This is a genomic window from Ectopseudomonas khazarica (assembly GCF_004521985.1).
In the GTDB taxonomy this organism is placed as follows: domain Bacteria; phylum Pseudomonadota; class Gammaproteobacteria; order Pseudomonadales; family Pseudomonadaceae; genus Aquipseudomonas; species Aquipseudomonas khazarica.
This window is the reverse complement of record NZ_SBHZ01000007.1, coordinates 258,408-284,340: the sequence shown is the minus strand read 5'-3', so window position 1 is coordinate 284,340 and position 25,933 is coordinate 258,408. Positions and strand designations below refer to the sequence as shown.

Below are 25,933 nucleotides of genomic sequence, written 5' to 3'. Positions count from 1 at the left end.
GGCACCTCAGACGAACTCGCAGGTCACGGCCGAATCGGCGTCCAGCGTGGCGTGCACACGTTGCAGGGTCTCCCCTGCGGCCATGGCGTCGAGCAGGCGGTCGACCACCAGCGGCTGCAGGTGCTGGTCGATCAGGTGATCGATCAGACGAGCACCGCTGTCGCCATGGGTGCACCGCTCGGCCAGATGCTCGACCAGACCGTCGCAGTGGCTGAACGCGAGCTGGCGACGCGCCAGGCGCTCGCCGAAACGGGCCAGCTTGAGGCCGACCAGCTGGCGCAGCAGGTCGCCGTCCATGGGGTAGTAGGGCACCACGCGCATGCGCCCGAGCAGCGCCGGCTTGAAGTGCTGGCTGAGCTGCGGACGAATGGCCAGCTCCAGGTCCTCGGCCGCCGGACGTTCACCGCCGGCGCAGAGGCTGGCGATGCGCTCGCTGGCCAGGTTGCTGGTCATCAGGATCAGGGTGTTGCGGAAGTTGATCTCGCGGCCTTCGCCGTCGTTGGCCACGCCCTTGTCGAAGATCTGGTAGAAGACGTTCATCACGTCCGGATCGGCCTTCTCCACTTCGTCGAGGAGAATGACCGAGTAGGGCTTCTGCCGCACCGCCTCGGTGAGCATGCCGCCCTCGCCATAGCCAACGTAGCCGGGCGGTGCGCCGATCAGACGCGAAACGGTGTGCTTCTCCTGGAACTCGGACATGTTGATCACGGTAAGGAAGCGCTCGCCGCCGTACAGCAGGTCGGCCAGGGCCAGCGCGGTCTCGGTCTTGCCGACACCACTGGGGCCGACCAGAAGGAACACGCCCACCGGCGCATCGGGCTTGTTCAGGCCGGCGGCGGTGGCGCGCATGGCCTTGTCCAGCGCCTGGATCGCCTGCTCCTGGCCGCGCACGCGCTGGCGCAGGTCGTCGGCGAAGGTGATGACCTTGGTATTGTGCTCACGGGCCAGCTGGCTCAGCGGCACCCCGGTCCAGTGGCTGATCACTTCCGCCACCAGACGCGGGCAGACCTCGAAGCTGACCAGGCGCTCGCCGGCCTGGGCGCTGGCCAGTTCGACCTGAATGGCGCGCAGTTGCTCTTCCAGTTCTTCCAGGCTCGCACACGGCGCTTCAGCCGACTCGTCGTTGAGTGCCTCGTTGCCGGCCAGGCGGGCGGCGGCGCATTGCTTGCGCTGCTCCAGCAGGCGCTCGGCCAGCTCACGCTGCGCGCTCCAGCGCGTTTCCACCTGCTCCAGCTCGGCGCGCGCGGCGACCAGACGACTCTCCAGGGTATCCAGCGCTTCGCCGTCGATGTTCAGGCCCGCGTCCAGGTCACGGCGCATGGCCTCGCTCTGACGCTCGCCCTCGGCGATCTCGCCACGCAGGCGCTCCAGCGCTTCGGGGGCCGCCGCCAGGCTGATGCGGACACGGGCGCAGGCGGTGTCGAGCACGTCCACGGCCTTGTCCGGCAGTTGGCGGCCGGCCAGGTAGCGCGCCGACAGTTCGGCGGCAGCAGCCACCGCATCGTCGCGCAGGTAGATGCCGTGGCTCTTCTCGTACACCGGCGCCAGGCCGCGCAGGATGGTCACTGCCTCCTCCACGGTCGGCTCATGCAGCTGCACCGGCTGGAAGCGGCGGGCCAGGGCCGGGTCCTTCTCGAAGTACTTCTTGTATTCGCTCCAGGTGGTGGCGGCGATGGTGCGCAGCTCGCCACGGGCCAGGGCCGGCTTGAGCAGGTTGGCGGCATCGCCGCTGCCCGCCTGGCCACCGGCACCGATCAGGGTGTGGGCTTCGTCGATGAACAGGATGATCGGCTTGGGCGAGGCCTTCACTTCATCGATCACGCCCTGCAGACGACGCTCGAACTCGCCCTTGACGCTGGCACCGGCCTGCAGCAGGCCGAGATCCAGGCACAGCAGCTCGACGCCCTTGAGCACCTGCGGCACCTCGCCGATGGCGATGCGCAGGGCCAGGCCTTCGACGATGGCGGTTTTGCCGACGCCGGCCTCGCCCACCACGATCGGGTTGTTCTTGCGGCGACGGGCGAGGATATCGACCATCTGGCGGATCGCGCCGTCACGGCACAGCACCGGGTCGAGCTTGCCGTCGCGGGCCTGCTGGGTGAAGTTGTGGGTGAAGCGCGCCAGGTTCGACTCGCCAGACGCGGCCGGCTTGCCGCCTGCGCTCTGCGGCTGCTGGCTGAGGGCGAAATCACGCAGCCGCTCGGCGTTGAGCTTGCCGAGCAGGGCCTGGTAACGGCTGCCGGCATAACGCATGGGGTTGCGCAGCAAGGCGAGAATCAGCGCCGCCTGGTCGATCTGGCTGGCGCCCAGCTCCAGGTTGGCCACCAGCAATGCATCCTGCAGCCACTGCACCAGCTCGGCGCTGAATACCGGGTTGCGCGACTCGCTGTGCTCGCCGCGCGGCTGCAGCGCCTGCGCCAGTTCACCGGCGTCCAGCTCGGCATCCTGCAGGGCACGCGCCAGCAGACTCTCCGGGCGCTCCAGCAGGCCCAGCAGCAGGTCTTCGACGAGGATCTTGTTGCCGCCACGCACCACGCAGCGCTCGGCGGCCATCTCCAGGTCGCGCTTGCTCGCGGCGTCCAGGGCTTGAACCAGTTGTTGCAGATCGACGTTGATCATTTTCATCTGTCCTTAATGAATCTTGCTGCCGAGCGTCACCAGGCCGTCGGCGTTCTCACGACCGAGCCAGGTGGTCCAGCCCAGCAGGCAGGGGTTGCCTTCGCCGATGCGCAGGTCGCGGATTTCGTCCTGACGCAGCTCCAGGCGGATGTCGTAATCCAGCGGATCGCGCAGGGTGAAACGCACCAGCGCGCACAGCGGCTGGTACCCCGTGCCGATCGGCAGGAATTCGTGAAAGCGTGTCCAGCCCAGCTGGCGCACGTGGATGCGGAACTTGCCGCCACGGTCGCGCACGCGCTCACCGAGCACGGTGTCCTCGCCCAGCAGGCTGTTGGCGCGGCCGAGGCGATTGCGCTGCTCCTCCAGCACCACCACCTGGCGCTCCAGGCACTGCTCGATGAACAGCTCGGCATGCTTGAAGTAGTAACGCAGCACCGACTCGATCAGCGCTGCGGAGTGGGCGCGCAGGCTGAGCAGGCCGAGGTAGGGCAGCAGGCGCTTCCAGTTCAGCTCCTGGGCCTGGCGAATCTGCTCGCTGCCCAGCCCGATCAGGGCGAACAGGTGCGCCGAGAACGCATCCAGCGCACCGCTCTGGAAGCAGGCGCGATAGCGGTACTTGCGCCAGATCGGCAGCAACAGGCGTTGCAGGCGGTTATTGAACAGGTCGAGGAAGTCGCGCGTCGGGTTGCCGTCCTCGCTGTCCCCCAGGGCCTGCTCGCTGTAGAACGCCGGCAGCGGCGAGCCGCCACCGAACAGGCCGACCAGGTTGACGCGCATGCGCGCCCGCAGCTCACCGTGCTCCTCGAAGAACTGCACGCGATCGATATCGCTGCCCGGAAAGCCCAGGCTCGGGTTGGCCTGGAATTCCAGGTACTCGTACAGGCGCTCTTCATCCAGATGCGGATGGGCGGCCCCGAGGCGCTCCAGCACCAGCTGCACGGCCTGGAACAGGCTGTACTCGCGGATGCCTCGGCTGAACCGATTCAGAGTAGGGGCTGCTGCCCCATACGTGGCGTCCATTTGTACAACTCTCCCTGTGTGCTCTGTACCTGCAGCTCGTGATACGAGTTGAGGCTGGCGTACAGCGCGAAAAATTCATTGAGTACCGAAGCGAAGAGGAACAGGTCGCCTTCGCCCAGGTAGCCCTCCGGGTTCATCACCAGCTCGGTGCGCACCCCGCGCACTGGCAGGCCACGGTGCAGGCGGTCGACATGGCGGTGGCCGATCTTCTTCAGGCCGCCCAGCAGGCGCTTGCTGACCCGCTCGGCATGCTGGTCGTAGTAGCGCGGCAGGTCGTAGGTCTCGAGGATCACCTTGAGCGCCTCGACGTTGGCCAGCGACAGGTAGTTCAGCGACATGTTGGAAATCAGCTTCCAGAGGAAGTCGCGATGCAGCGGTGGCGCGTAGCACGGCGTGACCGCGCTGATGTTGCGGAAACTGAGGAAGTCCGGGGTGTCCTCGCTGGGCAGGCAGATGTCGCCCAGGCTCAGCTGACGCGGCAGGTTCTGGTTGGTGCAGGTCAGCTCGATGGACAGCGTCTCGTGGCGGTCCAGGTTGCGCAGGCCGAAACTGAGCCAGGTCTCCAGGCCATCACCGAGCATCGACGGCTGCTGGCGCACGCTGTAGTGCGGGCGCGCCATCGGCACGTCGAAGCTGGGGTCGTGCTCGAACGACTCGAACGGCACGTACTCCTCGTAACCCATGCCGCCCGGCTTCCAGCCGGTGACACGGTCGACCGAGAACACACCGCAGTGCTGGGCATCGAACTCGGCGGGCAGCAGCAGGTACTGGTCCTGCTTGCCGTCGAGGCGGATGGGAATGGCGTCGTGCTGGAACAGGTTGACCACCGGCGTGCAGTACAGGCGGACGTTTTCCAGGGTCGGGCGAATACGCTGCACGCCGGCCTTGTGGATATCGAAGCGCAGCTCCAGGCCGCGCGCCTGCTTGAGCAGGTCCTCGGGCAGGCTGTTGACGGCATCCAGGCCGAGCAGGTCGACGAACAGGAACTTCTCCTGGAAGGCGAAGTACTCCTGCAGGTAGCGGTAGCCGCGGAAGGTGTTGAGCGGGTAGGGAATCAGCGCCTCGTCTTCGGCGAACCCTACCGGCTGCACCAGCTCGGGCTTGAGCTGGAGGGTGCCGAGGGCCTGGCCGAAGGCATCCAGCAGCGGCTTGCCTGCGGCATCGAGGGGCACCACCTGGATGCCACCGAGGTTGCGCAGCAGCGCCAGGTAGAGCATCTGGCCGATGTATCGCTCGCCGGCCAGGTGCAGGCGCAGCTTGTTCAGGCCGATCTCGCCGATATGACCATCGGCGGTCATGCCCAGGCGCAGGCTGAGCAGCGCACCATCGCCCTTGACCGAGTAATCCAGGCCGTTCAGCGACAGCGGCAGCACCTCGGTGGGGAAGCACGTGCGGAAGCGGCAGGTAACGCCCTCGATGGCCTTGGCTTCCACCGGCGTACCGCGATTGACCGGCAGCGCCGGGCCGGGCCGGGTCAGCGGATCGAACTGCAGCATGCTGAAGGCCGGCAGCGGGCGCATGTAGTTCGGCCACAGCAGGTGCATCAGCGAGTGAGTCAGCTCCGGCAGCTCGTCATCGAGCTTCTGCCGCAGGCGCCCGGTGAGGAAGGCGAAGCCCTCCAGCAGGCGCTCGACGTCCGGATCGCGCCCCGCCTGGCCAAGGAACGGCGCCAGCGCCGGGCTGCGTTCGGCGAAGCGCTTGCCCAACTGACGCAGGGCCGTGAGTTCGCTCTGGTAGTAGTGGTTGAAAGACATCTATCTATCCTTGATCAGTCAGAGCCATTAGCTTGTCCAGCCAAGTACTCAATCCATTCATCACTGGCCTTGTGTTTCCTCAGATAAGCCATGCGGACTTCATCGGAGGCGTGCTGCCAAAAGGGACTCCAGATCCAGTCCCACCAGTATTCGAGGCTGCCCTGCTTACTCGTGATCGACTCGATGGGTGCCATGTCGGGAAAAGCAAACCATGGTGCTGGAGGTGCCTTGAAGGTCGCATCTAGCTCCTCGAGAAAGGTATTCGAATTAGTGATCAACTCGATAATCAAGCCGTTGAACTCTCGGCGTACGTTAAGCTTCAGACTGCTACCATCACCATTCGAATAGACGGAATCTTGCTCCAGGCTTATTTTCGAGTGATCGAATAGCCTATCCACTAAACTGCAAAACTCTTCAAATTCACTCTCGGCGATCATCATGATTACGTGACAAGCAAATAAATCTTGCTGTCCGAGAAAAGTCTTTCGAGGATAAAAAGCAAAGTCCTCTTCATTACCAGCATCTATGCCGAACTCAGCTCTCTTGCCGAACAGCTCGGTATTCCCCACCATCTTCATACCTGAGCTTGGCGACATACAAAAGGCCTCACGACCTGTGCCAACCGACTTAAAAAAAACTTGATAAACAAGAATTGTCAGCACCACAAACACATAACCAACTACGATTATGCAAGGCGAGAAAGCAACCCATAGGATAGCCATGGCAAAACCCGACATATCACCCATTGCGACATGAAACAATCCATACGTAATCCAGGGAATCCCATAGAACGGAATAAATATGAGAGGTGCCCACCAAACAAGCCGAACAACGGCGGACTCTGTTCTTTCCTTGATGAACCAAGTAGTCCATGCTGCAAAAATAAAATAAGCCAGGGTCCCGAACCAAAGCCCATAGGTCACGAGCATGTCCTCAAGACTTCCCTTGCCGCGACTCAAGACCTCAAGAAAAGGTAGCGATAATAAGAGAGCCGCAGGTGTCCAGAGGGCTAGCTGGAAAAATCGGGAGACTGACGTATTCACTGGGCTACGCTCGGCTTTTCAGGCATGGGCTCCGCCTGGCCAAGGAACGGCGCCAGCGCCGGGCTGCGCTCGGCGAAGCGCTTGCCCAGCTGACGCAGGGCAGTGAGTTCGCTCTGGTAGTAATGGTTGAAAGACATTAGCGGGCCTTCTCCATGGCCGATTCGGTGCATTGCCAGAGGCTGTCCGGCATCTCTTCTTCGCGCTCTGCGAGGTGTTCCGGCTGCAGCAGCAGCCGTGGCAGCTTCATCGGTTCTGACGAGCATCCCTGCAGGCTGATCCAGCCGCAGCGACGCGTGTGATAACCCGGGGCACTGACCGAGAGCGCGGTCAGGCAGCGTGGCGCATCGGCCAGCTGGACCATCAGGCGATGGTCGCGGCGCTCGGCAAAGGCGAAGCGCCCAGCGGAATCGCTGAGGGTTTCGGATACCCACGACGCGTCACTGCGAACCTGCAGCTCGATCGTGGCGCCCGCCACGCCCAACCCTGTCTCGGCAGACAGCACACGGCCCTCGATGGCAGCGTTTCGGGTCACCGAGTGCGGGTAGGGAACACAGGCCGCGAGCACAAAGAAAGCCGCAAGCATCAGACTGTTGATGAGCATATTGGAAAGCACCAGCGTACCCAGCGATGCGAACAGCGCAGCGATGCAGGCAGCACGTTCAGCGTTCACAAACCACAAGTTTCCGGCACCACTTTTCATCCCCTCAGGGCAACAGAACCCGGAACCCGGCTGTGCAGAGGCTGGCCGCAGAAAGCTAAAGCCCTGTTCTTCAATGCAGAGAAAGCACATCGCGTCAGTTCTCAACAACTTGGTAAGGCGTGTTACTGATAAAGACGTTCATCCAGCTATCTTTCCAGTCTGGAACCCCCACACTGAAGGACTGTTGTTGCTTGTCGAAGTCGAACCAAATAACGCCTACAACTCGATCATCTTCGTGCATACGCATATCGGTATAATATTTGCTGTAGAGCGGCGTACGGAAACTGGAATCCGGCGTATGGGTGTCGATAACTCGGATGTAGGCAAGATCACACCAAGTGCCGAACCATGGTAACAACAATACATTTTGAATAATAAATTGCCCTGATGGGCTGGCATATGAGTACTGCACACCTTGAGTCGTGGCCACATGAACCGCTCCCCATAAGGAGATCAAGAACGATACTGGCAACAACAGAATCATAGAGACCTTCTTAACACTCATCTCTTGCGCCCTGAATTAGCTGCCCTGAAGAACACCTCGCAAATGAGGCCTCCGAAAAACGATACACCGAAGGGTGATGTGTAGGTTCTGAAGCCCAGGCTGGCAAACACTGGGAAAGGTAGGCACACAAAGTGATGACATACCAAATCCGTAACTTTTTTCAGGCTCATTAATTACCTCCCAACTTGCTTTTGGCTTTGGGGGCACACCAAGTACTGACATCATTCCTCTGAAAGTCTTGGCAGGGCTGGCCCTTGCTCATTAGCAGGTATTCCCGCCCTGGCTCATAGGTGAAGTGGTAGTAGTTGTCGTTGTCTTCGGCATACAGCCAGTACGAACTTGATCCCTCGTTGATGACATAAGGATCGAGAGTGAAGATCGAAGCCTCTGCGGGTACGAAGTTCTCGCGATCCATAAGTAGCATCAGACCGTTGCCGACCACTCGGGTGAACAGCAACACGCCCAGCAGGACGACCGCCATGGCCAGACAGACAGCTCGTTTAGCGTTCATAGAAATACAAACTCGCGGTGCCCATTTTGGCGCGCTCAAGAAGATTCATGGCATCGCTGGCGTACTTTTCGGCCAGAGGGCCCGAGCCGTTGTAGGCACCGATAACCGCCTTCAGTTGCTGCGCTGTCAGGTTGCCCTTGTGGCAGGGGGTGCCGGTTACGCGATCAATCAGTTCACGCAGGTGGGCGGCGGCGTAGTAGAGGTCAGCCTTCCAGTCGTCGCCGGGAATACGGGTGTCTTGGTTGTAGCCAAAGATGCGGTACTGGACGTCCTCCGGCATGGGCCGCTTGCAGTAGTAATCTTCGGTATAGGTTGCAGCCTTTCGCAGCGTGTTGCGGCTCATATTGACGAAGCCGCTGGAGCTGCCAGCGATCCTGTCCGGAACGATGTCGAATGCGACCTCGTCGACAATAGCGAGAAAGGTCGTGAGCGAGCGCTCACCGAACTGCAGGGTCTGCAGGGTCTTGCTGGCTCCGGGGCCGTTCTCCTGTTGCAATATCACCGCAAGCAAGATGTGGGGAATGCCATGGTATTTGGCGGCATCCCTGATCCAACCGCGAATTTCAGAGTCCGGAATTTCGGTTTTGAGAACTTCGTTACCCTCGGGGACGTACCACATGAACTGCAGGGGCGAGGGCAGGTCGCCCGTATAACTCGGTATGCTCGCATACTCAGGAAGGGTGGTCAGTTCTTGGCCCGTGCAGCGGCAGTACGACAGCACTTCCGGTTCGGTTTGCTGCACCTCTGTCGAGGTGGAAGTACCTGCTTTAACGTAGGTAACACCGTCTCTCTTTCGAGTGGGTTGGCCGGCCATCTTGCGCCTCCTCAGAATTCGATAAAAACTTCGAGCGGCTCGGCCGCGCCATGCGCTGCCAAGCGGTGGGTCATCCCCTGCCCATCAGTTATCCCGGACTCTTCGCGTCCGTCCTGACGAACGATCAAATAACGGGTATTGGCCAGGGGATCCCCGAGGCTATTGGTGAGCTGGTACTGAGCATCGAAGCTGCCTTGGAAGGACAGTGTTGATGGCGAAATGAATGACGCGGCGGAGTGTGACGCTCCAATCAACACCGTCCCCGACCCACTAACCACCACATTGCCATGGCTACCGACGCTACCGACCACCGCCGCCGGCTTGCCGTTGATCAGCACGGTGGGAATCACCGCGCCGGCCATGGCGCCGCCACAGGCGGAGGCATCGCCCATGCGCGCGGCGGGCAGGGCGTCGAACAGCACGTCGGGCGAACCGGCGGCGATCGGGTTGGTGCCGTGGCCCGGGATCGGGCATGCGGTGGGATCACTCAGGCGAGCGGCGGGTTTACCGGACATGTGAGGCTCCTGGGTTGACGTTGACCTGACCGCTGCCATCCAGGCTCGCGGAGAAACTGACCTGACGCTTGATACCGTCCATCTCCAGCATCGCGTCGATGGCGAAGGCCTGACGCAGCGGATCGTGCGTGCGCGGCAGGGAAATCACGCGCACCTGGGACAGTCTCGGTTCGTACGCTTCGATGAAGCGTTCGATGGCGATACGCGCCTGCTGCAACGAGTCGTGCAGCGACAGGCGCATATCGTTCAAATCGGGCAACCCGTAGTCGGGCAGCGTCTGCACGCTGCCCGCACGGGTGCTGAGCATCTTGGCCAGATGGGCAGCCACCGAGGCCATGGCGGCGACCTCGCGGCTCCAGCCGGCACGTTGGCCGGCCTCGCCACCGAGGCGCTCGAACAGGCTGCCGTAGGCCATCGATGCTTACTCCTTGTCCAGCTTGCCGACCAGCGACAGGGTGAAGTCGGCACCCATGTACTTGAAGTGCGGACGCACGTTCAGGCCGACGCGGTACCAGCCCGGCTCGCCTTCGACATCGCTGACGATGACCTGGGCGGCACGCAGCGGACGGCGGCTACGCACTTCGGCGCTCGGGTTCTCCTGGTCGGCCACGTACTGGCGGATCCACTTGTTCAGTTCCAGTTCGAGGTCGGTGCGCTCTTTCCAGGCGCCGATCTGCTCGCGCTGCAGCACTTTCAGGTAGTGGGCCAGACGGTTGATGATGAACATGTACGGCAGCTGGGTGCCCAGCTTGTAGTTCAGCTCGGCGGTCTTGCCTTCTTCGCTGATGCCGAAGAACTTCGGCTTCTGCGCCGAGTTGGCGGAGAAGAACGCGGCGTTGTCGCTGCCCTTGCGCATGGTCAGGGCGATGAAGCCTTCCTCGGCCAGTTCGTACTCGCGGCGGTCGGAAACCAGCACTTCGGTCGGGATCTTGGTCTCGATCTCGCCCATGCTCTCGAAGTGGTGCAGCGGCAGGTCTTCCACCGCGCCACCGCTCTGCGGGCCGATGATGTTCGGGCACCAGCGGAACTTGGCGAAGCTGTCGGTCAGACGGCTGGCGAAAGCGTAGGCGGTGTTGCCCCACAGGTAGTGCTCGTGGCTGTTGGCCACGTTTTCCTTGTAGACGAAGGTCTTCACCGGGTTGTCTTCCGGGTCGTACGGGTTGCGCAGCAGGAAGCGCGGTACGGTCAGGCCGACATAGCGGGCGTCTTCCTGTTCGCGGAAGCTCTGCCACTTGGTGAACTGCGGGCCTTCGAAGTGATCCTTGAGGTCCTTCAGGTCCGGCAGGCCGGTGAAGGTTTCCAGGCCGAAGAATTTCGGGCCGGCAGCAGCGATGAACGGCGCGTGGGACATGCAGGCCACCGAGGCGACGTACTGCAGGGTCTTGACGTCCGGGGCGCTCGGATCGAAGAAGTAGTTGGCGATCAGGGCGCCGACCGGCTGGCCACCGAACTGGCCGTACTCGGCGGTGTAGATGTGCTTGTACAGGCCGGACTGAACGATTTCCGGGCTGTCTTCGAAGTCATCGAGCAGATCCTGCTTGGAGGCGTTGAGGATCTCCAGCTTGATGTTCTCGCGGAAGTTGGTGCGATCCACCAGCAGCTTGAGGCCGCGCCAGGAGGATTCCAGGGACTGGAACTGCTGGTGGTGGAGGATTTCGTCCATCTGCCGGCTGAGCTTGGCGTCGATCTCCGCGATCATGCGGTCGACCATGGCCTTTTTCACCGGCTCGTTTTCGTTCTGCGGCTTGAGCAGCTCTTCGATGAAGGCCGACACGCCACGCTTGGCGATGTCGTAGGCTTCGTCGTCCGGAGTCAGCTTGGTTTCAGCGATGATGCGGTCGAGGATACCGAGGTCGGCGGCGCTTTGGCTGCTTTCTACGGCTGCGCTGGTCGTGCTCATGAATATGCGTCCTTGTCAGTGAGTATCAGGAGTCGAGCTTGTCTTTGGCGGCCAGGCCCAGTTCGCCGAGCACGCGGTCACGCGAGTCGTCGTCGGAGAGCACGCTCTCGATGGCCTTGCGGAAGGCCGGGGCGTTGCCCAGCGGGCCTTTCAGCGCGACCAGGGCGTCGCGCAGTTCCATCAGCTTCTTCAGCTCCGGGACCTGATCGACCAGGTTGGCCGGGTTGAAGTCCTTCATGGAGTTGATCTTCAGCTGCACGGCCAGCTCGTCGTCGGTCTCTTCGTCCTGCAGACGGTTCGGTACGGCGAAGGTCAGGTTCAGTTCCTGCTTGGCCAGCACTTCGTCGAAGCTGTTCTTGTCGATGCTGATCGGCTTGCGGTCTTCGATCTTGCGATCGTCAGCGCGCTGGGTGAAATCGCCGAGCACCATGAGCTTCAGGGGCAGTTCGATTTCTTCCTGGGCGCCGCCAGTGGCGGGTTTGAAAGTGACGTTGATGCGTTCCTTGGGGGCTACCGAGCCTTCTTTGGCCATGGGTGTTCTCCTTTGCGTTGATGGCCCGGAGGCCTTGATTGGCGTATTGGCGCCTTACTCCAGCACCACCTCGAGATCGAGGTGGCACAGCCTGCGATAGATCTCGTCCTTGCTGTCACGCACCGCATGGTTCTGCGGCAGCAGCTCGCAGCAGTTGTGCAGCAGACGCAGCACGTCCAGGGCGAGATCGGGTTCCCACTCGCCGAGGCCGGAGGCCTGCAGCGTCTGGTCGAGCGATTCGAGTTGGGTCTTGGCCAGGTCGTACTTCTTCGCCGCGAAGCACAGACGGGCCAGGGTCAGTTGCCAGAAGAAGCGTTCGCGGCCGCCGCGGGCGCGCGACATGCCCTGCTTGAGCTGCTGCACGGCGGGTTTCAGGCCGTCCTTGCGCAGGCCAGGCAACACCTGCTGCAGGGCCTCTTCCCATGGCGGCGTGGCGCCTTGCTCAGTGGCGCTGGGCTTCTTCTCGACTTCCGGGGCCTGCAGGTGCGGCAGCACGTGAGCGCCGATCCAGGCACGGGTCTCGGCGTCGGCGAACGGCACGCCGTCGTGGAAGCGCAGTTCGTCGAGACCGGGCACGCGCTGCAGGAACAGCGCCAGCTGGATCTCCACCTCGCGCACGGCCTGCTCGGACTTGAGTTCCTGCAGGCACTCCCAGACCAGGCGCTGACCATCGAGCCAGAACGGCGCACGCGCGATGCTGGCCTCGAGGTCGGCCAGCAGGTCGGCATAGGCGCCCTGGGCGAAGCGCTCCTTATAGGACGCCAGCTTGTCGGCCGGCAGGCCACGCAGGGCGGTGATCTGTTCAGCGTTGCGCTCCGGCAGCGACTCGATGGGCAGCCAGAGCAGGGTGCGTGACAGGCGCAGCGGCTTGAGGTCGGTGGCCTTGTTCTTCAGCCACCAGCTGCACAATGGCCGAGCCGCGTCCTGCTGGGTGCGCAGGGCCTTGTGCGCATCCTTCTCGCTCTCGATCGGGCCAGTGCCGGTGATGATCTGGGTCGCGACCTGCTTGACCTGCGCAATCGCCGCTCCCACCGCGCCGGGCTCGGCCTGGCCCTGGCTGGCGCGCTTGATCTGCTCGTCCAGGCGCCGGCACAGCGGCAGCAGCAGGGGCGAGTCCTCGCCCAGGTGGCTGGACAGGCTGGCTTCGAGCCCGTGCAGGTGCTCGGCGATGCGCCGGAACAGTGGCAGCTGCTCGCTGATCGGCACGTGTTCGGCCAGCGCCTGTTCCAGGCGGGGCAGCAACCAGTTGATGGCGGCGGTGCGGGTACGGGCCTTGCGCGGATGCAGCTCGTGCCAGTGCTGTTCGCAGAGGTAGTGCAGCAGGTTGAGGCCGGCCTGAAGACCGGCGAAGGATTCGCGCTGGAACAGCCCCCAGGTCAGCCAGGTGGCGGCCCGCAGGTCCTTGGACTGGGTGCTCAGCAGGCTCTCGCTGCCCTCACGCACTTTCTGCCAGTCGATGCCGCCGGTTTCATGCAGGGAGGCCGCTTTGCCGAGTTCGGTTTCCAGCAATTCGTATTCGCTGGAATAGCGCACATCCTCGCCGGCGAAGTTGCCTTCATTAATAGGCGTCCTGGCCAGATCGAGATAATGCGCTGTCAGCTTGCTGGAGTACGTCATTCCATGACTCGACTATTAAAGTGGGCAACTTCCACGGCATCGCAAACGGCCATCCGGCCATCGCAAAAACACCGCAATGCGCAACTTTTTGCGCAGTTGTTTGTGCAACAAATTGCGCAAGATCCTTATGAGTCGGGCATCCTAGCCCCATGATCGAAGGTGGGCAACCGCCCAAAGTGTGAAATGCCTAACATTCGTCGACATCTTCCGGATTATTGCCGGAACGTCAGTACCTGGTATTTGTCGCGCACTTCCAACAAGTTGTTATCGATGTTTTGCCGTACGGATAAGTTCTTCGATAGCTGTAGGAAATAACTTACTAGCAAATTAGTGGCGCATCACATTTGATGGCTTATTGATATTGTCTTTTTGTGATGCCGACCACTGTTTGCAGTGCTGGCTTTATGCCAGAGCGACAGGCGAGGACGACGCCCGTCAGGACGCCGTAGCCTCGCTGGACAGGCGTAGCTGCAATCGATGCCGTTCGTCGCTTTCCAGCTGTACGACATCCTCCAGCAGGTTGGCGGTCTCGATGCACAGCATGTTCTGCCAGGCCTCATCGGGAAACTGCGACAGGCGCCTGGCCTTGTCGATCCACGGGTTCCACAGCACCGCCGAGCGTGACCCGGTGCTGTCCAGGTGAATGCGCCGCCCCCAGGCCGGGTCGACGATGCTCAGGCGAGCCGGTGTGTCGAGGTAGATGCGGTCGGTCTCGCCGGCGAATCCTGGCGCCGCCTCCTGGCGCAGCTCCTGCCAGTCCTGCAGGGTGTCGATGTAGCGGCACCCCTGCAGCCCTTCCACGTGAACCTGGCGCACGTCGCTGACGGCGAAATAGGTGTGCAGTGCCTGGCTCAGGGTCAGCGGGTGGTCGCTGCGGTTCTGCGTCTCCAGGCGCAGCTGCAGGTCGTCTCCCAGGCGGATGTCGAAGTGCACGGCGGCATCGCGCGGCCAACCGGGCAGCGGCTGTTCGCGGCTGTCGAAGGCAAAGCGCAGGTTGACCGCGCCATCCTCCTCGGCGATGCCCAGCAGTTGCCAGTCCAGGCCACGGACCAGGCCGTGCGCCGGCGCCTCGGCGTGCTGATAGTGCGCTTGTACCGCCTCGGGGTTGCGCCGCAGATCGCCGAACCAGGGCCAGCAGACAGGCACGCCGCCACGCACGCTCTGGCCATGCCGATAGGCCGCGTCGGGGCTCAGCCAGATCAGCGGGGGCTGATCATCCTGCTGGTAGCTGAGAATCTGCGCGCCCTGCTGGGCAACCAGCAGCTCGCTGCGCTGCGCCCGTATGCGCCAGCAGGTGAGCTGGTCCAGCTCCACGCGTTCGACTTGGGTCTTGCTCATGAGGGCCTCTCGCTCCACGAAGTAGGGTCTGGTTGAAGCATGCCGTGCACAGGAAGCAAAAACGCCCGTCACAGGGACGGGCGTCTGCTCACTGCAAGCTATGACCTACGGACCATAAACCTGTTCCGGCAGCCAGGTGATCAGCCCCGGGAACAGGTAGGCGATCACCAGCAGCAGAATCTGGATCAGGATGAACGGCAGCACGCCCTTGTAGATGGTGCTGGTCGCCACGCTGGCCGGTGTCACGCCCCGCAGGTAGAACAGCGCGAAGCCGAACGGCGGGGTGAGGAACGAGGTCTGCAGGTTGAGGGCGATCATCACGCCCAGCCAGATCGGGTCCAGCCCCATGGCCAGCAGCACCGGCCCGACGATCGGCACCACCACGAAGGTGATCTCGATGAAGTCGAGGATGAAGCCGAGCAGGAAGATCACCAGCATCACCAGGAAGAACGCACCGAGCACGCCACCCGGCAACTGGGCGAACACGTCCTCGATCAGCACTTCGCCACCGAAGCCACGGAACACCAGGGAGAACAGCGAGGCGCCGATCAGGATCATGAAGACCATGGCACTGATTTCGGTGGTGCCGTAGGCCACTTCCTTGAGCTGGCCGAGGTTCAGCTTGTTCTTGCTCAGCGCCAGCAACATGGCACCGACCGCGCCCAGCGCAGCCGCCTCGGTGGGCGTCGCGTAGCCGGCGAGGATGGAGCCGAGCACCGCGCCGATGAGGATCAGCGGCGGAATCAGCGCCTTGGCCAGCTTGCCCCATTCGATCGGGCCGAGCTCTTCCTGCGGCAGCGCCGGCAGTTTCTTCGGCTGGAAGATCGCGACGAAGATGATGTAGGCGATGTACAGGCCGACCAGCAGCAGGCCGGGCAGCAGCGCGCCGACGAACAGGTCACCGACCGATACGGTCTTCGGCGAGAAGATCCCCATCTTCAGCTGCGCCTGCTGGTAGGCGCTGGACATCACGTCACCCAGCAGGACCAGGACGATGGACGGGGGGATGATCTGCCCCAGGGTGCCGGTGGCAGCCAGGGTGCCGGTGGCGATCGCCGGGTCATAGCCACGCCGCAGCATGGTCGGCAGCGCCAGCAGGCCCATGGTCACCACGGTGGCGCCGACGATGCCGGTGCTCGCGGCGAGCAGGGCGCCGACCACGCACACGGAGATCGCCAGGCCGCCACGCAGGGTACCGAACAGGCGCGACATGGACTCGAGCAGGTCCTCGGCCACCCGTGAGCGTTCCAGCATCACCCCCATGAACACGAACAACGGCACGGCGAGCATGGTCTGGTTGTTCATGATGCCGAACAGACGGTTCGGCAGGGCACTCAGATAGCCTGCGTCGAAGGTTCCGGTGAGCACGCCGATACCGGCGAACAGCAGGGACACGCCGGCCAGGGTGAACGCCACCGGGAAGCCGGCCATCAGGGCCACGCAGATACTGACGAACAGCAGAATCGCCATCAACTCAGCCATGTTTCACCTCCGGAGCCGGCAGGCGACCGCTGATGACGCAAAGTGCCTTGATCAGGTTGGAAATGCCCTGCAGCACCAGGCTGGCGACCAGCACCAGGATGATGCTCTTCTGCAGGTAGACGAACTTCAGGCCGCCCGACTCGCTGGAGGCCTCCAGCGTCGACCAGGAGTTGCTGACGTAGTCCCAGCTGGCCCAGCCGAGAAACAGCGCCACCGGCAACAGCAGCAGCAGGTTGCCGAGCACCTCCACCAGCGCCTGACGGCGGCCGCTGAAGTTCTGATAGAAGATATCCACGCGGACGTGGCCGTTGCGCTGCAGAACCCAGGCGGCAGCACCCATGAAGACCAGGGCATGCGCGTAGAGAACCGCCTCCTGCAGGGCGGTGGCGCCGATACCGAAACCGTAACGCAGCACCACGACGATGGCGGTGCCGATCACCAGGAACAGGGTCAGCCAGGCGCAGGCCTTGCCCAGCCAGGCGTTGAGAGCATCGATCAGGTACGCAAGAGCGAGGGGGAGTGGAGGCTTGTCGGACATAGTGAGTCCTTTATCGTTATGAGTAGGAGACAGGACAGCAAACCGGTTGGCTGCACATCACGCCGCCCGCGTCCTTGTGGGCCGCAGGCCGGGGATTCTAGGCAGGCTACCGGTGATGCAGCAATGCCCGTACTACTTTAGTCGTAGCAACTAGGCTTGTGGGTCACGACCCCCTATGTTATTCACGCCCGGTCTACCTTCGGCGATCCCGTGGTCAGACCAATACAACAAGAAGGAGCATTGCATGAAACGTCGCGACATACTCGCCGCAGCGGGCGTAGGCCTTGCAGCAACCGCACTGGCTGGCTGCAAAGAAGAGGCCAAGAGCAGCGCAGCACCTCAAGAGGGTTCGAGTGCCCAGACCTTCACCTGGAAGATGGTCACCTCCTGGCCGAAGAACTTCCCCGGCGTCGGCGTGGGGGCCGAGCGCTTCGCCAAGCTGGTCGATGAAATGAGCAACGGCCGCCTGAAGGTCAAGGTGTACGCAGCCGGTGAACTGGTGCCGGCCCTGGAAGTGTTCGATGCAGTCTCTCGCGGTACCGCCGAAATGGGTCATGGCGCACCGTACTACTGGAAGGGCAAGGTGCCGGCCGCACAGTTCTTCTGCGCCCTGCCGTTCGGCCCGAATGCCCAGGAAATGAACGCCTGGCTGCACTACGGCGGCGGCCAGGCCCTCTGGGAAGAAGTCTACAAGCCGTTCGGCGTGCTGCCGATGGCCTGTGGCAACACCGGCGTACAGACCGCTGGCTGGTTCAACAAGGAAATGAACTCGGTCGACGACTTCAAGGGCCTGAAGATGCGCACCCCGGGTCTGGGCGGCGAAGTGCTGACCAAGATGGGCGGCACCGTGGTCAACATGCCGGCCGGTGAGATCTTCACCGCCATGCAGACCGGCGCCATCGACGCCACCGAGTGGATCGGCCCATACAACGACCTGGCCCTGGGTCTGCACAAGGCAGCCAAGTACTACTACACCCCGGGCTGGCAGGAGCCGAGCGTCCTGTTCGAGCTGGACATCAACATCAAGGCCTGGGAAACCCTGCCGGCCGACCTCAAGGCGATCGTTCGTGCCGCCGCGCGTGACGTCAACGGCGACATGCTCGACGACTACAACGCCAAGAACATGGAAGCCCTGGAGCAACTCAAGGCCGATGGCGTCGAAGTGCGTCGCCTGCCCGACGAGGTGCTGGCACGCCTGAAGGAAGTGGCGGGTGAAGTGGTCGAGGCCAGCGCAGCGGCCGACCCGGCAGCGGCCAAGGTCTGGGAACACCAGAAAGCCTACCTGCAGCGCCTGTACGACTATGCGGAAGTGGCCGACAAGGACATCTACAACATCCGCGGCTGATCACTCGGCAGCAAACAAAACGCCGGCTTGTCGCCGGCGTTTTCGTTGTAGCTGTTCGCTTTCCCGTTGCGCGGTCGCTCAACCGCGACGTGGCGGTACCGGACGGGTGCGGCCACTGCCGTCGATGGCGACGAACACGAACACCGCCTCGGTCACCTTGCGCCACTCGTTGGATAGCGGGTCGTCGCTCCACACCTCGACCATCATCTGGATCGAACTGCGACCGACCTCCAGCGCCTGGGTGTAGAAGGACAGCTGTGCGCCCACCGCCACCGGCACCAGGAAGGCCATGCGATCGATGGCCACGGTGGCCACCCGGCCGCCAGCGACCTTGCTGGCCATGGCGGTGCCGGCGAGGTCCATCTGGGACACCAGCCAGCCGCCGTAGATATCACCGAAACCATTGGTCTCACGCGGCAGCGCGGTGATCTGCAGGGCGAGGTCGCCCTGGGGTATCGGGTCTTCCTGTTCGTAGTCGTTCATCGGCTCGAGACTCGCGGCGCGGTTGTTGTTCTGGGCGCGGAACCCGCATGGCAGGCGCTGCGAGTATACCGACTGCGCAGTCGACGGGCGACCACTCTGGCAAGCGCCGGCGCGTCATGACGCCTGACCGATCGGGCAAAACGCACGACCGGCGCAGGCCCATTCGGGCAGGATGCCCGCCAGGTTCGTCGCAGGAATTTCGTAACCATATGATTTTCAAGAACTTTAATTATCAGAAAAGACTGGCACGGGCGCTGCAATACCTTCAGTGAGCGACCTGTCATGTACCGGTCGCAGCGTTGAAGGAAGAGACGGACCCGCCAGCAACCCGAGCGATCCGCCTCAGGTGCAACAGGAGAACCGCCATGTGGATAGTCGCCCTGGTACTTGCCAGCTTGCTGCTTCTGCTCGGCCTGACGCTCGCCAGCGTCCTGCTGATCGGCCAGACCCTGTGCGCAAGCCGCAACACCGCCGAACTGGAGCTGCCCACGGGCAACTCGCCGCAGCCGGCCGTTGCGAGCGACACGCAAGACCCATGGCCTGCCTGGGCCATCACTCACTGAGTCATCGAGGAGAAACGCCATGCTGAGCTGGGCACTTACCTTTCTGATCATCGCCATCATCGCTGCTGTACTGGGCTTCGGTGGTATCGCCGGCACCGCTGCAGGTATCGCCAAGATTCTATTCGTGGTGTTCCTGGTGCTGTTCATCATCTCGTTCGTGATGGGCCGTCGCCCCCGCGTGTAAGGAGACCTAGATGCAGTCGATCCACGCCATTGCCGCCGCCCTGCTGATGGGCGGCGGCCTGGCGGCTCAGGCCGCCGATCGAGACGCGAGCTTCCACCCCGGTGAACTGCTGACCAGCAACGCCGAGTACCGCGAAGCCTGGCAAGACCTGGTCAGGGACGAACAGCGCCTGCCGGAATGGCTGATGAACCTCAGCGGCCTTTCCACCCCCATGCAGGCCATGGAGGCCGAGAGCGATCGCTTCCTGGTCGGTCAGGTGTGCGAAGCGCACAACTGCTTCAACCAGCGCGTCTACGTCGCCTTCGAATGGGAAGACGACGATGCCTATGCGCTCTACGTACAGGTGCCGGACGGTCTGCCGGAGGACCGCGCCCCCAGCGAACATGCCAGCCTGCGCTGGCTGGGCGATCCGGACGAAGAGGTCCGTGAGCTGCTGGAAGAACAGCTGCGCAGCGACCCGAACTGGTACTGAAGCCCGTACGCTGGCCGCAGCATTGAAGCGGCCGGCGCGCTATCATCCCCCGCCATAACCCAAGGGGGATCGCAATGCTCAACGGCCTGTGGCTGAGCTTCTTCGTGCTGGGCGCCATCGCCGCCCTGGCACGCTGGCTGATTGGTGGCGACGCCAGCGTATTCGGCGCCATGGTCGAGAGCCTGTTCGCCATGGCCAAGCTCTCGGTGGAGCTGATGGTGGTGCTGTTCGGCACCCTGACCCTGTGGCTCGGCCTGCTGCGCATCGCCGAGAAGGCCGGGCTGGTCGACCTGCTCGCACGCCTGCTCGGGCCGCTGTTCGCCCGCCTGATGCCTGAGGTACCGCGCGGCCATCCGGCGCTCGGCCTGATCAGCATGAACTTCGCTGCCAACGGCCTGGGCCTGGACAATGCCGCGACGCCCATCGGCCTCAAGGCCATGCGCGCCCTGCAGGATCTCAACCCCAGCGCGACCACGGCGAGCAACGCGCAGATTCTGTTCCTGGTGCTCAACACCTCGTCCCTGACCCTGCTGCCGGTGTCGATCTTCATGTACCGCGTGCAGCAGGGCGCCGACGACCCGACCCTGGTCTTCCTGCCGATCCTGCTGGCCACCAGCGCCTCGACCCTCGCCGGCCTGCTGGCCGTGGCGGCGATGCAGCGCCTGCGCCTGTGGGACCCGGTGGTGCTGGCTTACCTGATTCCCACCGCCCTGCTGCTGGGAGGCTTCATGAGCCTGCTCGCCGGCATGAGCGCCACGGCCCTGGCCGCGCTGTCCTCGCTGCTGGGCAACCTCACCCTGTTCGGCCTGATCCTGCTGTTCCTGGTCGTCGGCGCCCTGCGCCGCGTCGCGGTGTACGAAAGCTTCATCGAAGGTGCCAAGGAAGGCTTCGACGTGGCCAAGAGCCTGCTGCCCTACCTGGTCGCCATGCTCTGCGCCATTGGCGTGCTGCGTGCTTCCGGCGCTCTGGATTTCGGCCTGGACGGCATCCGCTGGCTGGTCGAGGCACTGGGCTGGGACACACGCTTCGTCGACGCGCTGCCGACCGCGCTGATCAAGCCGTTCTCCGGCGGCGCCGCACGCGCCATGCTGATCGAGACGATGGAGAACTTCGGCGTCGACAGCTTCCCGGCGCTGATCGCCGCCACGGTGCAGGGCAGCACCGAGACGACCTTCTACGTGCTGGCGGTGTACTTCGGCGCGGTCGGCCTGCAACGCGCACGCCACGCCGTGGGCTGCGCCCTGGTCGCGGACGCGGCCGGCATCGTCGCCGCCATCGCGGTGTGCTACTGGTTCTTCGGCTGAGGTCCGCTAGTCGGCGAAGCCCAGCGTTCGCCCGGCCCAGGTCAGCAGTGGGTCGTCATGCCGGTACTCGCGCAGCGCGCGCAACTTGGGAGCGATGAATGCCTCGAAGTCGCCGGGCTCTTCGAAGTAGATGCCGGTGAAGATAGTGAACATGGATTTGTTGCCCACCGTGGCATAGAACAGGTTGCCGACCGGCTCGCCGTCCTGGGTCAGCAACTTGAGGCTGATGCGGCTGGCCAGCTCGGTCTCCAGGGGCAGGTCCTGCTGCTCCAGGCCGCTGTCGCGCAGGCCGAACGACGCCCCGAAGGTCTCGGCGTAGCTGGTCATCAGCGCATCGCTGGCGCGCGGATACAGCGACACCCCGCTGTAGAGGTAGAACCACTCGTTGTCATCGCTCTCGAAGCTGAGGTCGATGGTGCGCGCGGCGTAGGTCACCTGCTTGTCGTAGTGGCCGTCCACCGGCACCTCATAGGCGGCGAAGTCCTCGCCACTGAGCAGCAGGTGCTGCTCCTCGGCCAGCGGCACTTCATCCTCGACGCAGCCGGCGAGCGCCAGCAGGCCCAGCAACAGTATCGGTCTGAACATGGCATTCCTCCCTGAATGAGTGCAGGCAGCTTGCCCGATCCGGCCCCGCCTGACCACCCGGGCCGGCCGAGGCTGTGCGCGCGGGCACACCGTTCATCCGCCTGGCGCGAATCGCCAGTGTCGCTGACCGGCTGTGTCACTGCTCGCCTCACCCCATCCACCTAGGCTGAACATCGACAGCAACGATCCGCACCCGGCCAGCCCGGCAGGAGACCGCCATGCGTGTTCTGATCACCGGCGCCGCCGGCTTCATCGGCCATCAACTGCTCGAGGAGCTGGCCATCCAGCACCCGGAGTGGACGCTGATCGCCGCCGACATTCGCCCCCTCGATGGCCGTGGGCTGAAAGCCAACATCGAGCCGGTGCTGCTGGACATGGGCCGCCCGGCCCAGGTCCGCGCGTGCATCAGCGGCTGGCAGCCGGATGCCATCGTGCACCTGGCCACAGTGATTCGCCCCCCACGCGACATGAGCGAGGCGCGTCTGCACGCCATCGAGGTCGGCGGCACCCAGTGCCTGGTGGACAGCGCCGTCGCCAACGGCGTGCGCCAGCTGATCGTGACCAGTTCCGGCGCCGCCTACGGCTACAGCGCGGAAAACGCCGAGTGGATCGACGAGAACCACCCCCTGCGCGGCCATCCGCGCTTCGCCTACGCCAGGCACAAGCTGGAGATCGAGCAGCTGCTGGCGCGCTGCCGTGGTGAACATCCGCAGCTGCGCCAGCTGGTACTGCGCCCCGGCACCATCCTCGGCAAGCGTCTGAACAACCCGATCAGCGACCTGTTCAGGAAACGCGCGGTGCTGGGGGTGCGTGGCCATGCCAGCCGCTTCGTGTTCATCTGGGAACAGGATGTGGTCGGCATCATCCTCCAGGGCCTGGAAGAGGCCCGGGAGGGCATCTACAACCTGGCCGGCGACGGCGCCCTGAGCCTGGCGGAGATCGCCGGGATACTCGGCAAGCCCTACAGCCCGCTGCCGGCGGCGTTGCTCGCCGGCGCACTGCACCTGCTCAAGCCACTGGGCTTGAGTCAGTACGGCCCGGAGCAACTGGACTTCCTGCGCTACCGCCCGGTACTGGCCAACCGGCGCCTGAAGCAGGAGTTCGGCTATCAGCTGCGCTACACCAGCCGCGAAGCCTTGCTCGCCTTCCTCGGCGCCCAGGGCATCAGCTACCGCTCAGGCGAAAGCCCACCTTGAGCGTCACCTGGTAGTGCCCCACCTTGCCATTCTCGATGTGGCCACGGGTGTCCACCACTTCGAACCAGTCCATGTTGCGCACGCTCTTGGCGCATTCGGCCAGGGCATTGTCGATGGCCTCTTCGATGCTGGTCCGCGACGAACCGACGATCTCGATCTTCTTGTAGGTGTGATGGTTGGACATGCTGGAACTCCGCTCGTGGTGAAAGGCTCACGCTGAAGACTAGACGCTCGCAGGCGCGGCACCTGCCTTCACGTCATCGCTCCCGAGCGGTTGAGCCGCACCGGCGCCCCCCGATGCGGCCCGGGCCGGGGCTCTAGAACTCCACCTGGTAGGCCAGGGTAAAGGTGCGCCCACGGCCCTTGAAGTTGTAGTCGTCGGCGACCCGCGCGGACTGCGAGTAGTAGGTGAAGTAGTCCTCGTCGAGCAGGTTGTCGATGCCCAGCGACAGGCTGCCCAGCGGCAGGCGGCGGCTGACGCTGGCCGCGAGCAGGGCATAGCCGTCGAACTTCAGCCGTGGGTCATCGAACTCGCGGCTGCGGTACAGGTTGTACTGCAGGTAGCTGGCCCAGTCGTCGTTCCACTGTGCGTTCCAGCTCAGGCTGAACTGGTCCGGGGCGATGTTCAGGCCGGTCAGCTTGGTGTCCACCTTGCCATCGTCATCGGTGTCGGACTCGCCCTCGCTGTGGGTGTAGCTGGCACGCAGGCTGTGGCCCTGGTTCAGGCGCCAGTTGCCGGTCAGTTCGTAACCCTGGATTTCCACCCGTTCGCGATTGGCGATGTAATTGCCGGCGCTGTTCACCGACAGCCGTTCGCCGAGGTTGGAGGAGGATTCGTAGTAGCTCAGCTCGAGGTCGACATCGCTGAAGTTCAGGCGCAGGCCCAGCTCGTTGGAGCGGGTGATGATCGGCTCCAGCTCCAGCAGGTTTTCCACATCCTGCCCGGGCGTGTCGACGGCACGCAGCACACGACCGATGTCGGGCATGCCGAAGCCTTCCGAGTAGCTGCCGTAGAACTGCGCCCAGTCGTTGGCCTGGTAGGTGAAGCCGTAGTTGCTCAGGGTCTTGGCGAAGGAGAGGGTACCGCCGCCGACATCCACGCCTCCGGCGTTGTTGGTGCCCCACACGGTGTGGAAATCATCCACGTCCAGTTCGGCATGCTCGCGACGCACGCCGGCCATCAGGGTCAGGCGCTCGCCCAGGTGCAGGTCGCCCTGGAGGAAGCCGGCCTGGTTGTCGTAGGTCGACGGCGGCACGTAGCTGCGGTTGCTCAGCACCAGCACCTGCTCGCCCTCGTCGCGCATCAGGTCGAGGCCGCCGGCCAGGTCCAGCAGGCCGTCGAACAGGCCCGTACGGCGCAGGGTCAGCTTGCCGCCGAGTTTCTCCGAGTCACTGCGGCTCTGCTCCCAGAACGTGCCGACGGGGGCGATGCCCGGGTCCTGGAAGGAGCCGCTGAGCAGGGCGCCGAACTGGCCGCGATAGCGCTGCTGGTACAGCTGCACGTCGAGGATGTTGCCGAACCAGTCCGAGTGGCTGTAGTCGAGGCTGTACTGACGGTTCTCGTTGAACGGCGCCTCGCCGGGCACGTCGCCGCGCGTCGCACTGGTCGGGATACCGGCGTCGCGGTCGCCAAGCACCGGCAGATAGTCGTTGTTGCCGGTCAGGCGGTAGTGGTTGGCGCTGAACTGCAGGTGCTGGGCATCGTCGATCCAGTAGCCGAGCTTGAGCATCAGGTCGCGGTCACGGGTGTCCTGGATCTCGCCGGGATAGGCCACGCCGATGCGCGTGTTGTCGCCGTCGTAGAACATCCCGCGCGATTGCCAGGTGCTGCCGAACAGGGCCTCCCAGTCGCCCTGCTGGGCACTGACGCGGTAGTTGAGCTTGTAGCCGAAACCGTCGCTGCTGAAGGTGTCGTCGCTCTCCAGGCTGATCCCGGCGTGCTGGCGCACGCCATAGCCCTGCGGACGACGGCTGATGAAGTTGATGATGCCACCGGTGGCACCGCCGCCGTGCTCGGCCGAGGCGCCGTGGATCACCTCGATGCGCTCCACCTGTTGCAGGTCGATGGTGTAGCTGCTGCGTCCGTCGTTGCGCAGCGAGCTGGCCTGCGGCACGCCGTCGACGAGGAACTGCGGCGCCCGCCCGCGCAGGGTCTCGCCGGCGTTGGACAGCTTCTGCCGGCTCGGCGAGTAGGACGGAATGAGGTTGGCGAGCACCGCCCCAGGGTCGCTGCTCAGCGCCAGCTGGCGCTCGATCTGCTGGCGGTCGATGACGGTGACGCGCTGGCTGGTCTGGCCCACGGCCGTATCACCGCGCAGGGTGCTGACGGTCACCTCGGTGTCCTGCAGGCGCAGCACATCGCCAGCGACCCGGCTGGGTGCCGGACTGGCCACAGCGGCCTGTGGTTGCGGGGTCAGGCCGTAGACGCCCTCGGCCTGGCGCACCGCCTGCAGACCACTGCCCTGCAGCAGCCGGGCAAAACCGTCCTCGACGCCATACTGGCCCTGCAGCCCCTGGCTCTGCCGGCCCTGCAGCAGCGCCGCATCGAACGACAGGGCAACCCCGGCGGCGCTGGCGAAGCGGCCGAGCACCTCGGCCAGCGGCCCGGCACTGATCTGATAAGCCTGCGTGTGCGCGCTGTCGGCCTGGGCCAGTGTCGGCAGCGCAGTGCCCAGGGCCAGGCCGGAACAGAACAGGGCGTTGCGGATGGCGCTACGAAGCGCAGAGCGGATGGAGCGTGGTGACTGCATGGCGGATCCCTGACGACAAGACGCGGAGTGGGTGTTTGCAGGGAGGGCCGAAGCCGCGCGGCAAAAAGTGCAAGGAACCGGAGATTTTTTCTCGCCATGCCGCGCTCCACCCGTAGGAGCAGCTGTAGGGACGGCTGTAGGAGCGGCTTCAGCCGCGAAACCG

At 63.8% G+C, this 25,933-nt stretch carries 26 protein-coding genes and 1 pseudogene; 6 read left to right on the top strand and 21 right to left on the bottom strand.

What is annotated here, in order from left to right:
* Window positions 1-6: 6 nt before the first annotated feature.
* From tssH to EPK82_RS11690, 17 genes and pseudogenes are all read right to left on the bottom strand, one after another.
* A complete protein-coding gene (tssH, locus tag EPK82_RS11765; protein ID WP_134676673.1) occupies window positions 7-2,619 on the bottom strand; it encodes a type VI secretion system ATPase TssH in 2,613 nt (870 codons plus the stop codon).
* A 12-nt stretch (window positions 2,620-2,631) separates the two neighbouring features.
* Window positions 2,632-3,639 (bottom strand): type VI secretion system baseplate subunit TssG, encoded by a 1,008-nt coding sequence (tssG, locus tag EPK82_RS11760; RefSeq protein WP_037052128.1) that lies wholly within the window; start codon window positions 3,637-3,639, stop codon window positions 2,632-2,634.
* A complete protein-coding gene (gene tssF / locus EPK82_RS11755) occupies window positions 3,603-5,393 on the bottom strand; it encodes a type VI secretion system baseplate subunit TssF (protein ID WP_134676672.1) in 1,791 nt (596 codons plus the stop codon). Before tssF ends, tssG begins: the two co-directional genes overlap by 37 nt.
* A gap of 14 nt (window positions 5,394-5,407) precedes the next feature.
* On the bottom strand, window positions 5,408-6,322 hold the full coding sequence (locus tag EPK82_RS11750) for a hypothetical protein (protein ID WP_134676671.1): 915 nt from the start codon (window positions 6,320-6,322) through the stop codon (window positions 5,408-5,410).
* Window positions 6,323-6,453: 131 nt separating this feature from the next.
* Window positions 6,454-6,573: pseudogene (locus EPK82_RS24765) on the bottom strand (type VI secretion system baseplate subunit TssF); the annotation flags it as partial.
* On the bottom strand, window positions 6,573-7,106 hold the full coding sequence (locus EPK82_RS24760; protein WP_167494338.1) for a carboxypeptidase-like regulatory domain-containing protein: 534 nt from the start codon (window positions 7,104-7,106) through the stop codon (window positions 6,573-6,575). The gene EPK82_RS24760 and the pseudogene EPK82_RS24765, both read right to left, overlap by 1 nt.
* Before the next feature lie 124 nt (window positions 7,107-7,230).
* Window positions 7,231-7,620, bottom strand: coding sequence for a hypothetical protein (locus tag EPK82_RS11740; protein ID WP_134676669.1), 390 nt, complete (start codon window positions 7,618-7,620; stop codon window positions 7,231-7,233).
* Window positions 7,621-7,810: 190 nt separating this feature from the next.
* Complete coding sequence (locus EPK82_RS11735) at window positions 7,811-8,152, bottom strand: hypothetical protein (protein WP_134676668.1); 342 nt, start codon at window positions 8,150-8,152, stop codon at window positions 7,811-7,813.
* Window positions 8,142-8,966, bottom strand: coding sequence for a hypothetical protein (locus EPK82_RS11730; RefSeq protein WP_244229924.1), 825 nt, complete (start codon window positions 8,964-8,966; stop codon window positions 8,142-8,144). Before EPK82_RS11730 ends, EPK82_RS11735 begins: the two co-directional genes overlap by 11 nt.
* Window positions 8,967-8,977: 11 nt before the next feature.
* Window positions 8,978-9,481 (bottom strand): PAAR domain-containing protein, encoded by a 504-nt coding sequence (locus EPK82_RS11725; protein WP_134676667.1) that lies wholly within the window; start codon window positions 9,479-9,481, stop codon window positions 8,978-8,980.
* Window positions 9,471-9,896 (bottom strand): type VI secretion system baseplate subunit TssE, encoded by a 426-nt coding sequence (gene tssE, locus EPK82_RS11720; protein ID WP_037052140.1) that lies wholly within the window; start codon window positions 9,894-9,896, stop codon window positions 9,471-9,473. Before tssE ends, EPK82_RS11725 begins: the two co-directional genes overlap by 11 nt.
* Window positions 9,897-9,902: 6 nt before the next feature.
* A complete protein-coding gene (tssC, locus tag EPK82_RS11715; RefSeq protein ID WP_037052143.1) occupies window positions 9,903-11,381 on the bottom strand; it encodes a type VI secretion system contractile sheath large subunit in 1,479 nt (492 codons plus the stop codon).
* Window positions 11,382-11,406: 25 nt separating this feature from the next.
* A complete protein-coding gene (tssB, locus tag EPK82_RS11710) occupies window positions 11,407-11,913 on the bottom strand; it encodes a type VI secretion system contractile sheath small subunit (protein WP_037052146.1) in 507 nt (168 codons plus the stop codon).
* A gap of 54 nt (window positions 11,914-11,967) precedes the next feature.
* Window positions 11,968-13,530, bottom strand: coding sequence for a type VI secretion system protein TssA (gene tssA / locus EPK82_RS11705; RefSeq protein ID WP_134676666.1), 1,563 nt, complete (start codon window positions 13,528-13,530; stop codon window positions 11,968-11,970).
* A 435-nt stretch (window positions 13,531-13,965) separates the two neighbouring features.
* Window positions 13,966-14,868, bottom strand: a complete 903-nt coding sequence (locus tag EPK82_RS11700; RefSeq protein ID WP_134676665.1) for a D-hexose-6-phosphate mutarotase — start codon at window positions 14,866-14,868, stop codon at window positions 13,966-13,968.
* Between the two features lie 105 nt (window positions 14,869-14,973).
* The gene (locus EPK82_RS11695) at window positions 14,974-16,350 is read right to left on the bottom strand and encodes a TRAP transporter large permease (RefSeq protein WP_037052157.1); all 1,377 of its coding nucleotides are present in this window, start codon (window positions 16,348-16,350) and stop codon (window positions 14,974-14,976) included.
* Window positions 16,343-16,888 carry a TRAP transporter small permease subunit gene (locus EPK82_RS11690; protein WP_037052162.1) on the bottom strand — a complete coding sequence of 182 codons (546 nt, stop codon included), beginning with the start codon at window positions 16,886-16,888 and terminating at the stop codon, window positions 16,343-16,345. The genes EPK82_RS11695 and EPK82_RS11690 overlap by 8 nt, the downstream gene beginning before the upstream one ends.
* 244 nt (window positions 16,889-17,132) lie before the next feature.
* Between EPK82_RS11690 and EPK82_RS11685 the strand changes: the two genes are divergently transcribed.
* Entirely contained in the window at window positions 17,133-18,233 is a 1,101-nt protein-coding gene (locus EPK82_RS11685) for a TRAP transporter substrate-binding protein (protein WP_037052165.1), read from the top strand.
* A 78-nt stretch (window positions 18,234-18,311) separates the two neighbouring features.
* On the opposite strand, the gene EPK82_RS11680 is transcribed toward EPK82_RS11685, so the two are convergent.
* Complete coding sequence (locus EPK82_RS11680) at window positions 18,312-18,716, bottom strand: acyl-CoA thioesterase (protein WP_021442733.1); 405 nt, start codon at window positions 18,714-18,716, stop codon at window positions 18,312-18,314.
* Window positions 18,717-19,081: 365 nt separating this feature from the next.
* On the opposite strand from EPK82_RS11680, the gene EPK82_RS11675 reads away from it, so the two are divergent.
* The 4 genes from EPK82_RS11675 to EPK82_RS11660 all read left to right on the top strand — a co-directional run bounded on the left by EPK82_RS11675 (window position 19,082) and on the right by EPK82_RS11660 (window position 21,239).
* The gene (locus tag EPK82_RS11675; RefSeq protein WP_037052167.1) at window positions 19,082-19,279 is read left to right on the top strand and encodes a hypothetical protein; all 198 of its coding nucleotides are present in this window, start codon (window positions 19,082-19,084) and stop codon (window positions 19,277-19,279) included.
* A gap of 19 nt (window positions 19,280-19,298) precedes the next feature.
* Complete coding sequence (locus EPK82_RS11670) at window positions 19,299-19,463, top strand: DUF1328 domain-containing protein (protein WP_037052169.1); 165 nt, start codon at window positions 19,299-19,301, stop codon at window positions 19,461-19,463.
* A gap of 10 nt (window positions 19,464-19,473) precedes the next feature.
* Window positions 19,474-19,935 carry an inhibitor of vertebrate lysozyme family protein gene (locus tag EPK82_RS11665; protein WP_134676664.1) on the top strand — a complete coding sequence of 154 codons (462 nt, stop codon included), beginning with the start codon at window positions 19,474-19,476 and terminating at the stop codon, window positions 19,933-19,935.
* Window positions 19,936-20,009: 74 nt separating this feature from the next.
* Window positions 20,010-21,239: a nucleoside recognition domain-containing protein gene (locus EPK82_RS11660; RefSeq protein WP_134676663.1), complete on the top strand. Its 1,230-nt coding sequence runs from the start codon at window positions 20,010-20,012 to the stop codon at window positions 21,237-21,239.
* A 6-nt stretch (window positions 21,240-21,245) separates the two neighbouring features.
* Here EPK82_RS11660 and EPK82_RS11655 read toward each other — a convergent pair whose 3' ends face one another.
* Window positions 21,246-21,824 carry a hypothetical protein gene (locus tag EPK82_RS11655; protein WP_037052179.1) on the bottom strand — a complete coding sequence of 193 codons (579 nt, stop codon included), beginning with the start codon at window positions 21,822-21,824 and terminating at the stop codon, window positions 21,246-21,248.
* 218 nt (window positions 21,825-22,042) lie between these two features.
* On the opposite strand from EPK82_RS11655, the gene EPK82_RS11650 reads away from it, so the two are divergent.
* Complete coding sequence (locus EPK82_RS11650) at window positions 22,043-23,020, top strand: NAD-dependent epimerase/dehydratase family protein (protein WP_134676662.1); 978 nt, start codon at window positions 22,043-22,045, stop codon at window positions 23,018-23,020.
* On the opposite strand, the gene EPK82_RS11645 is transcribed toward EPK82_RS11650, so the two are convergent.
* Together EPK82_RS11645 and EPK82_RS11640 are read right to left on the bottom strand one after the other, a co-directional pair.
* Complete coding sequence (locus EPK82_RS11645) at window positions 22,989-23,204, bottom strand: dodecin (protein ID WP_037052187.1); 216 nt, start codon at window positions 23,202-23,204, stop codon at window positions 22,989-22,991. The genes EPK82_RS11650 and EPK82_RS11645 overlap by 32 nt on opposite strands.
* A 133-nt stretch (window positions 23,205-23,337) precedes the next feature.
* Window positions 23,338-25,770: a TonB-dependent receptor domain-containing protein gene (locus tag EPK82_RS11640; RefSeq protein WP_134676661.1), complete on the bottom strand. Its 2,433-nt coding sequence runs from the start codon at window positions 25,768-25,770 to the stop codon at window positions 23,338-23,340.
* Between the last annotated feature and the right edge of the window lie 163 nt (window positions 25,771-25,933).

Bases quoted from the DNA above. Each gene is read 5' to 3' on its own strand.
- EPK82_RS11675 (WP_037052167.1), top strand. From the start codon at position 19,082: ATGTGGATAGTCGCCCTGGTACTTGCCAGCTTGCTGCTTCTGCTCGGC.
- tssH (WP_134676673.1), bottom strand. From the start codon at position 2,619: ATGATCAACGTCGATCTGCAACAACTGGTTCAAGCCCTGGACGCCGCG.
- tssA (WP_134676666.1), bottom strand. From the start codon at position 13,530: ATGACGTACTCCAGCAAGCTGACAGCGCATTATCTCGATCTGGCCAGG.
- EPK82_RS11730 (WP_244229924.1), bottom strand. From the start codon at position 8,966: ATGGCCGGCCAACCCACTCGAAAGAGAGACGGTGTTACCTACGTTAAA.
- EPK82_RS11750 (WP_134676671.1), bottom strand. From the start codon at position 6,322: ATGCTCGTGACCTATGGGCTTTGGTTCGGGACCCTGGCTTATTTTATT.
- EPK82_RS11660 (WP_134676663.1), top strand. From the start codon at position 20,010: ATGCTCAACGGCCTGTGGCTGAGCTTCTTCGTGCTGGGCGCCATCGCC.
- EPK82_RS11640 (WP_134676661.1), bottom strand. From the start codon at position 25,770: ATGCAGTCACCACGCTCCATCCGCTCTGCGCTTCGTAGCGCCATCCGC.
- EPK82_RS11725 (WP_134676667.1), bottom strand. From the start codon at position 9,481: ATGTCCGGTAAACCCGCCGCTCGCCTGAGTGATCCCACCGCATGCCCG.
- tssF (WP_134676672.1), bottom strand. From the start codon at position 5,393: ATGTCTTTCAACCACTACTACCAGAGCGAACTCACGGCCCTGCGTCAG.
- tssC (WP_037052143.1), bottom strand. From the start codon at position 11,381: ATGAGCACGACCAGCGCAGCCGTAGAAAGCAGCCAAAGCGCCGCCGAC.
- EPK82_RS11685 (WP_037052165.1), top strand. From the start codon at position 17,133: ATGAAACGTCGCGACATACTCGCCGCAGCGGGCGTAGGCCTTGCAGCA.
- EPK82_RS11650 (WP_134676662.1), top strand. From the start codon at position 22,043: ATGCGTGTTCTGATCACCGGCGCCGCCGGCTTCATCGGCCATCAACTG.
- EPK82_RS11670 (WP_037052169.1), top strand. From the start codon at position 19,299: ATGCTGAGCTGGGCACTTACCTTTCTGATCATCGCCATCATCGCTGCT.
- EPK82_RS11695 (WP_037052157.1), bottom strand. From the start codon at position 16,350: ATGGCTGAGTTGATGGCGATTCTGCTGTTCGTCAGTATCTGCGTGGCC.
- EPK82_RS11740 (WP_134676669.1), bottom strand. From the start codon at position 7,620: ATGATTCTGTTGTTGCCAGTATCGTTCTTGATCTCCTTATGGGGAGCG.
- EPK82_RS11690 (WP_037052162.1), bottom strand. From the start codon at position 16,888: ATGTCCGACAAGCCTCCACTCCCCCTCGCTCTTGCGTACCTGATCGAT.
- EPK82_RS11665 (WP_134676664.1), top strand. From the start codon at position 19,474: ATGCAGTCGATCCACGCCATTGCCGCCGCCCTGCTGATGGGCGGCGGC.
- EPK82_RS11735 (WP_134676668.1), bottom strand. From the start codon at position 8,152: ATGAACGCTAAACGAGCTGTCTGTCTGGCCATGGCGGTCGTCCTGCTG.
- tssB (WP_037052146.1), bottom strand. From the start codon at position 11,913: ATGGCCAAAGAAGGCTCGGTAGCCCCCAAGGAACGCATCAACGTCACT.
- EPK82_RS11700 (WP_134676665.1), bottom strand. From the start codon at position 14,868: ATGAGCAAGACCCAAGTCGAACGCGTGGAGCTGGACCAGCTCACCTGC.
- tssE (WP_037052140.1), bottom strand. From the start codon at position 9,896: ATGGCCTACGGCAGCCTGTTCGAGCGCCTCGGTGGCGAGGCCGGCCAA.
- EPK82_RS11680 (WP_021442733.1), bottom strand. From the start codon at position 18,716: ATGAACGACTACGAACAGGAAGACCCGATACCCCAGGGCGACCTCGCC.
- EPK82_RS11655 (WP_037052179.1), bottom strand. From the start codon at position 21,824: ATGTTCAGACCGATACTGTTGCTGGGCCTGCTGGCGCTCGCCGGCTGC.
- tssG (WP_037052128.1), bottom strand. From the start codon at position 3,639: ATGGACGCCACGTATGGGGCAGCAGCCCCTACTCTGAATCGGTTCAGC.
- EPK82_RS11645 (WP_037052187.1), bottom strand. From the start codon at position 23,204: ATGTCCAACCATCACACCTACAAGAAGATCGAGATCGTCGGTTCGTCG.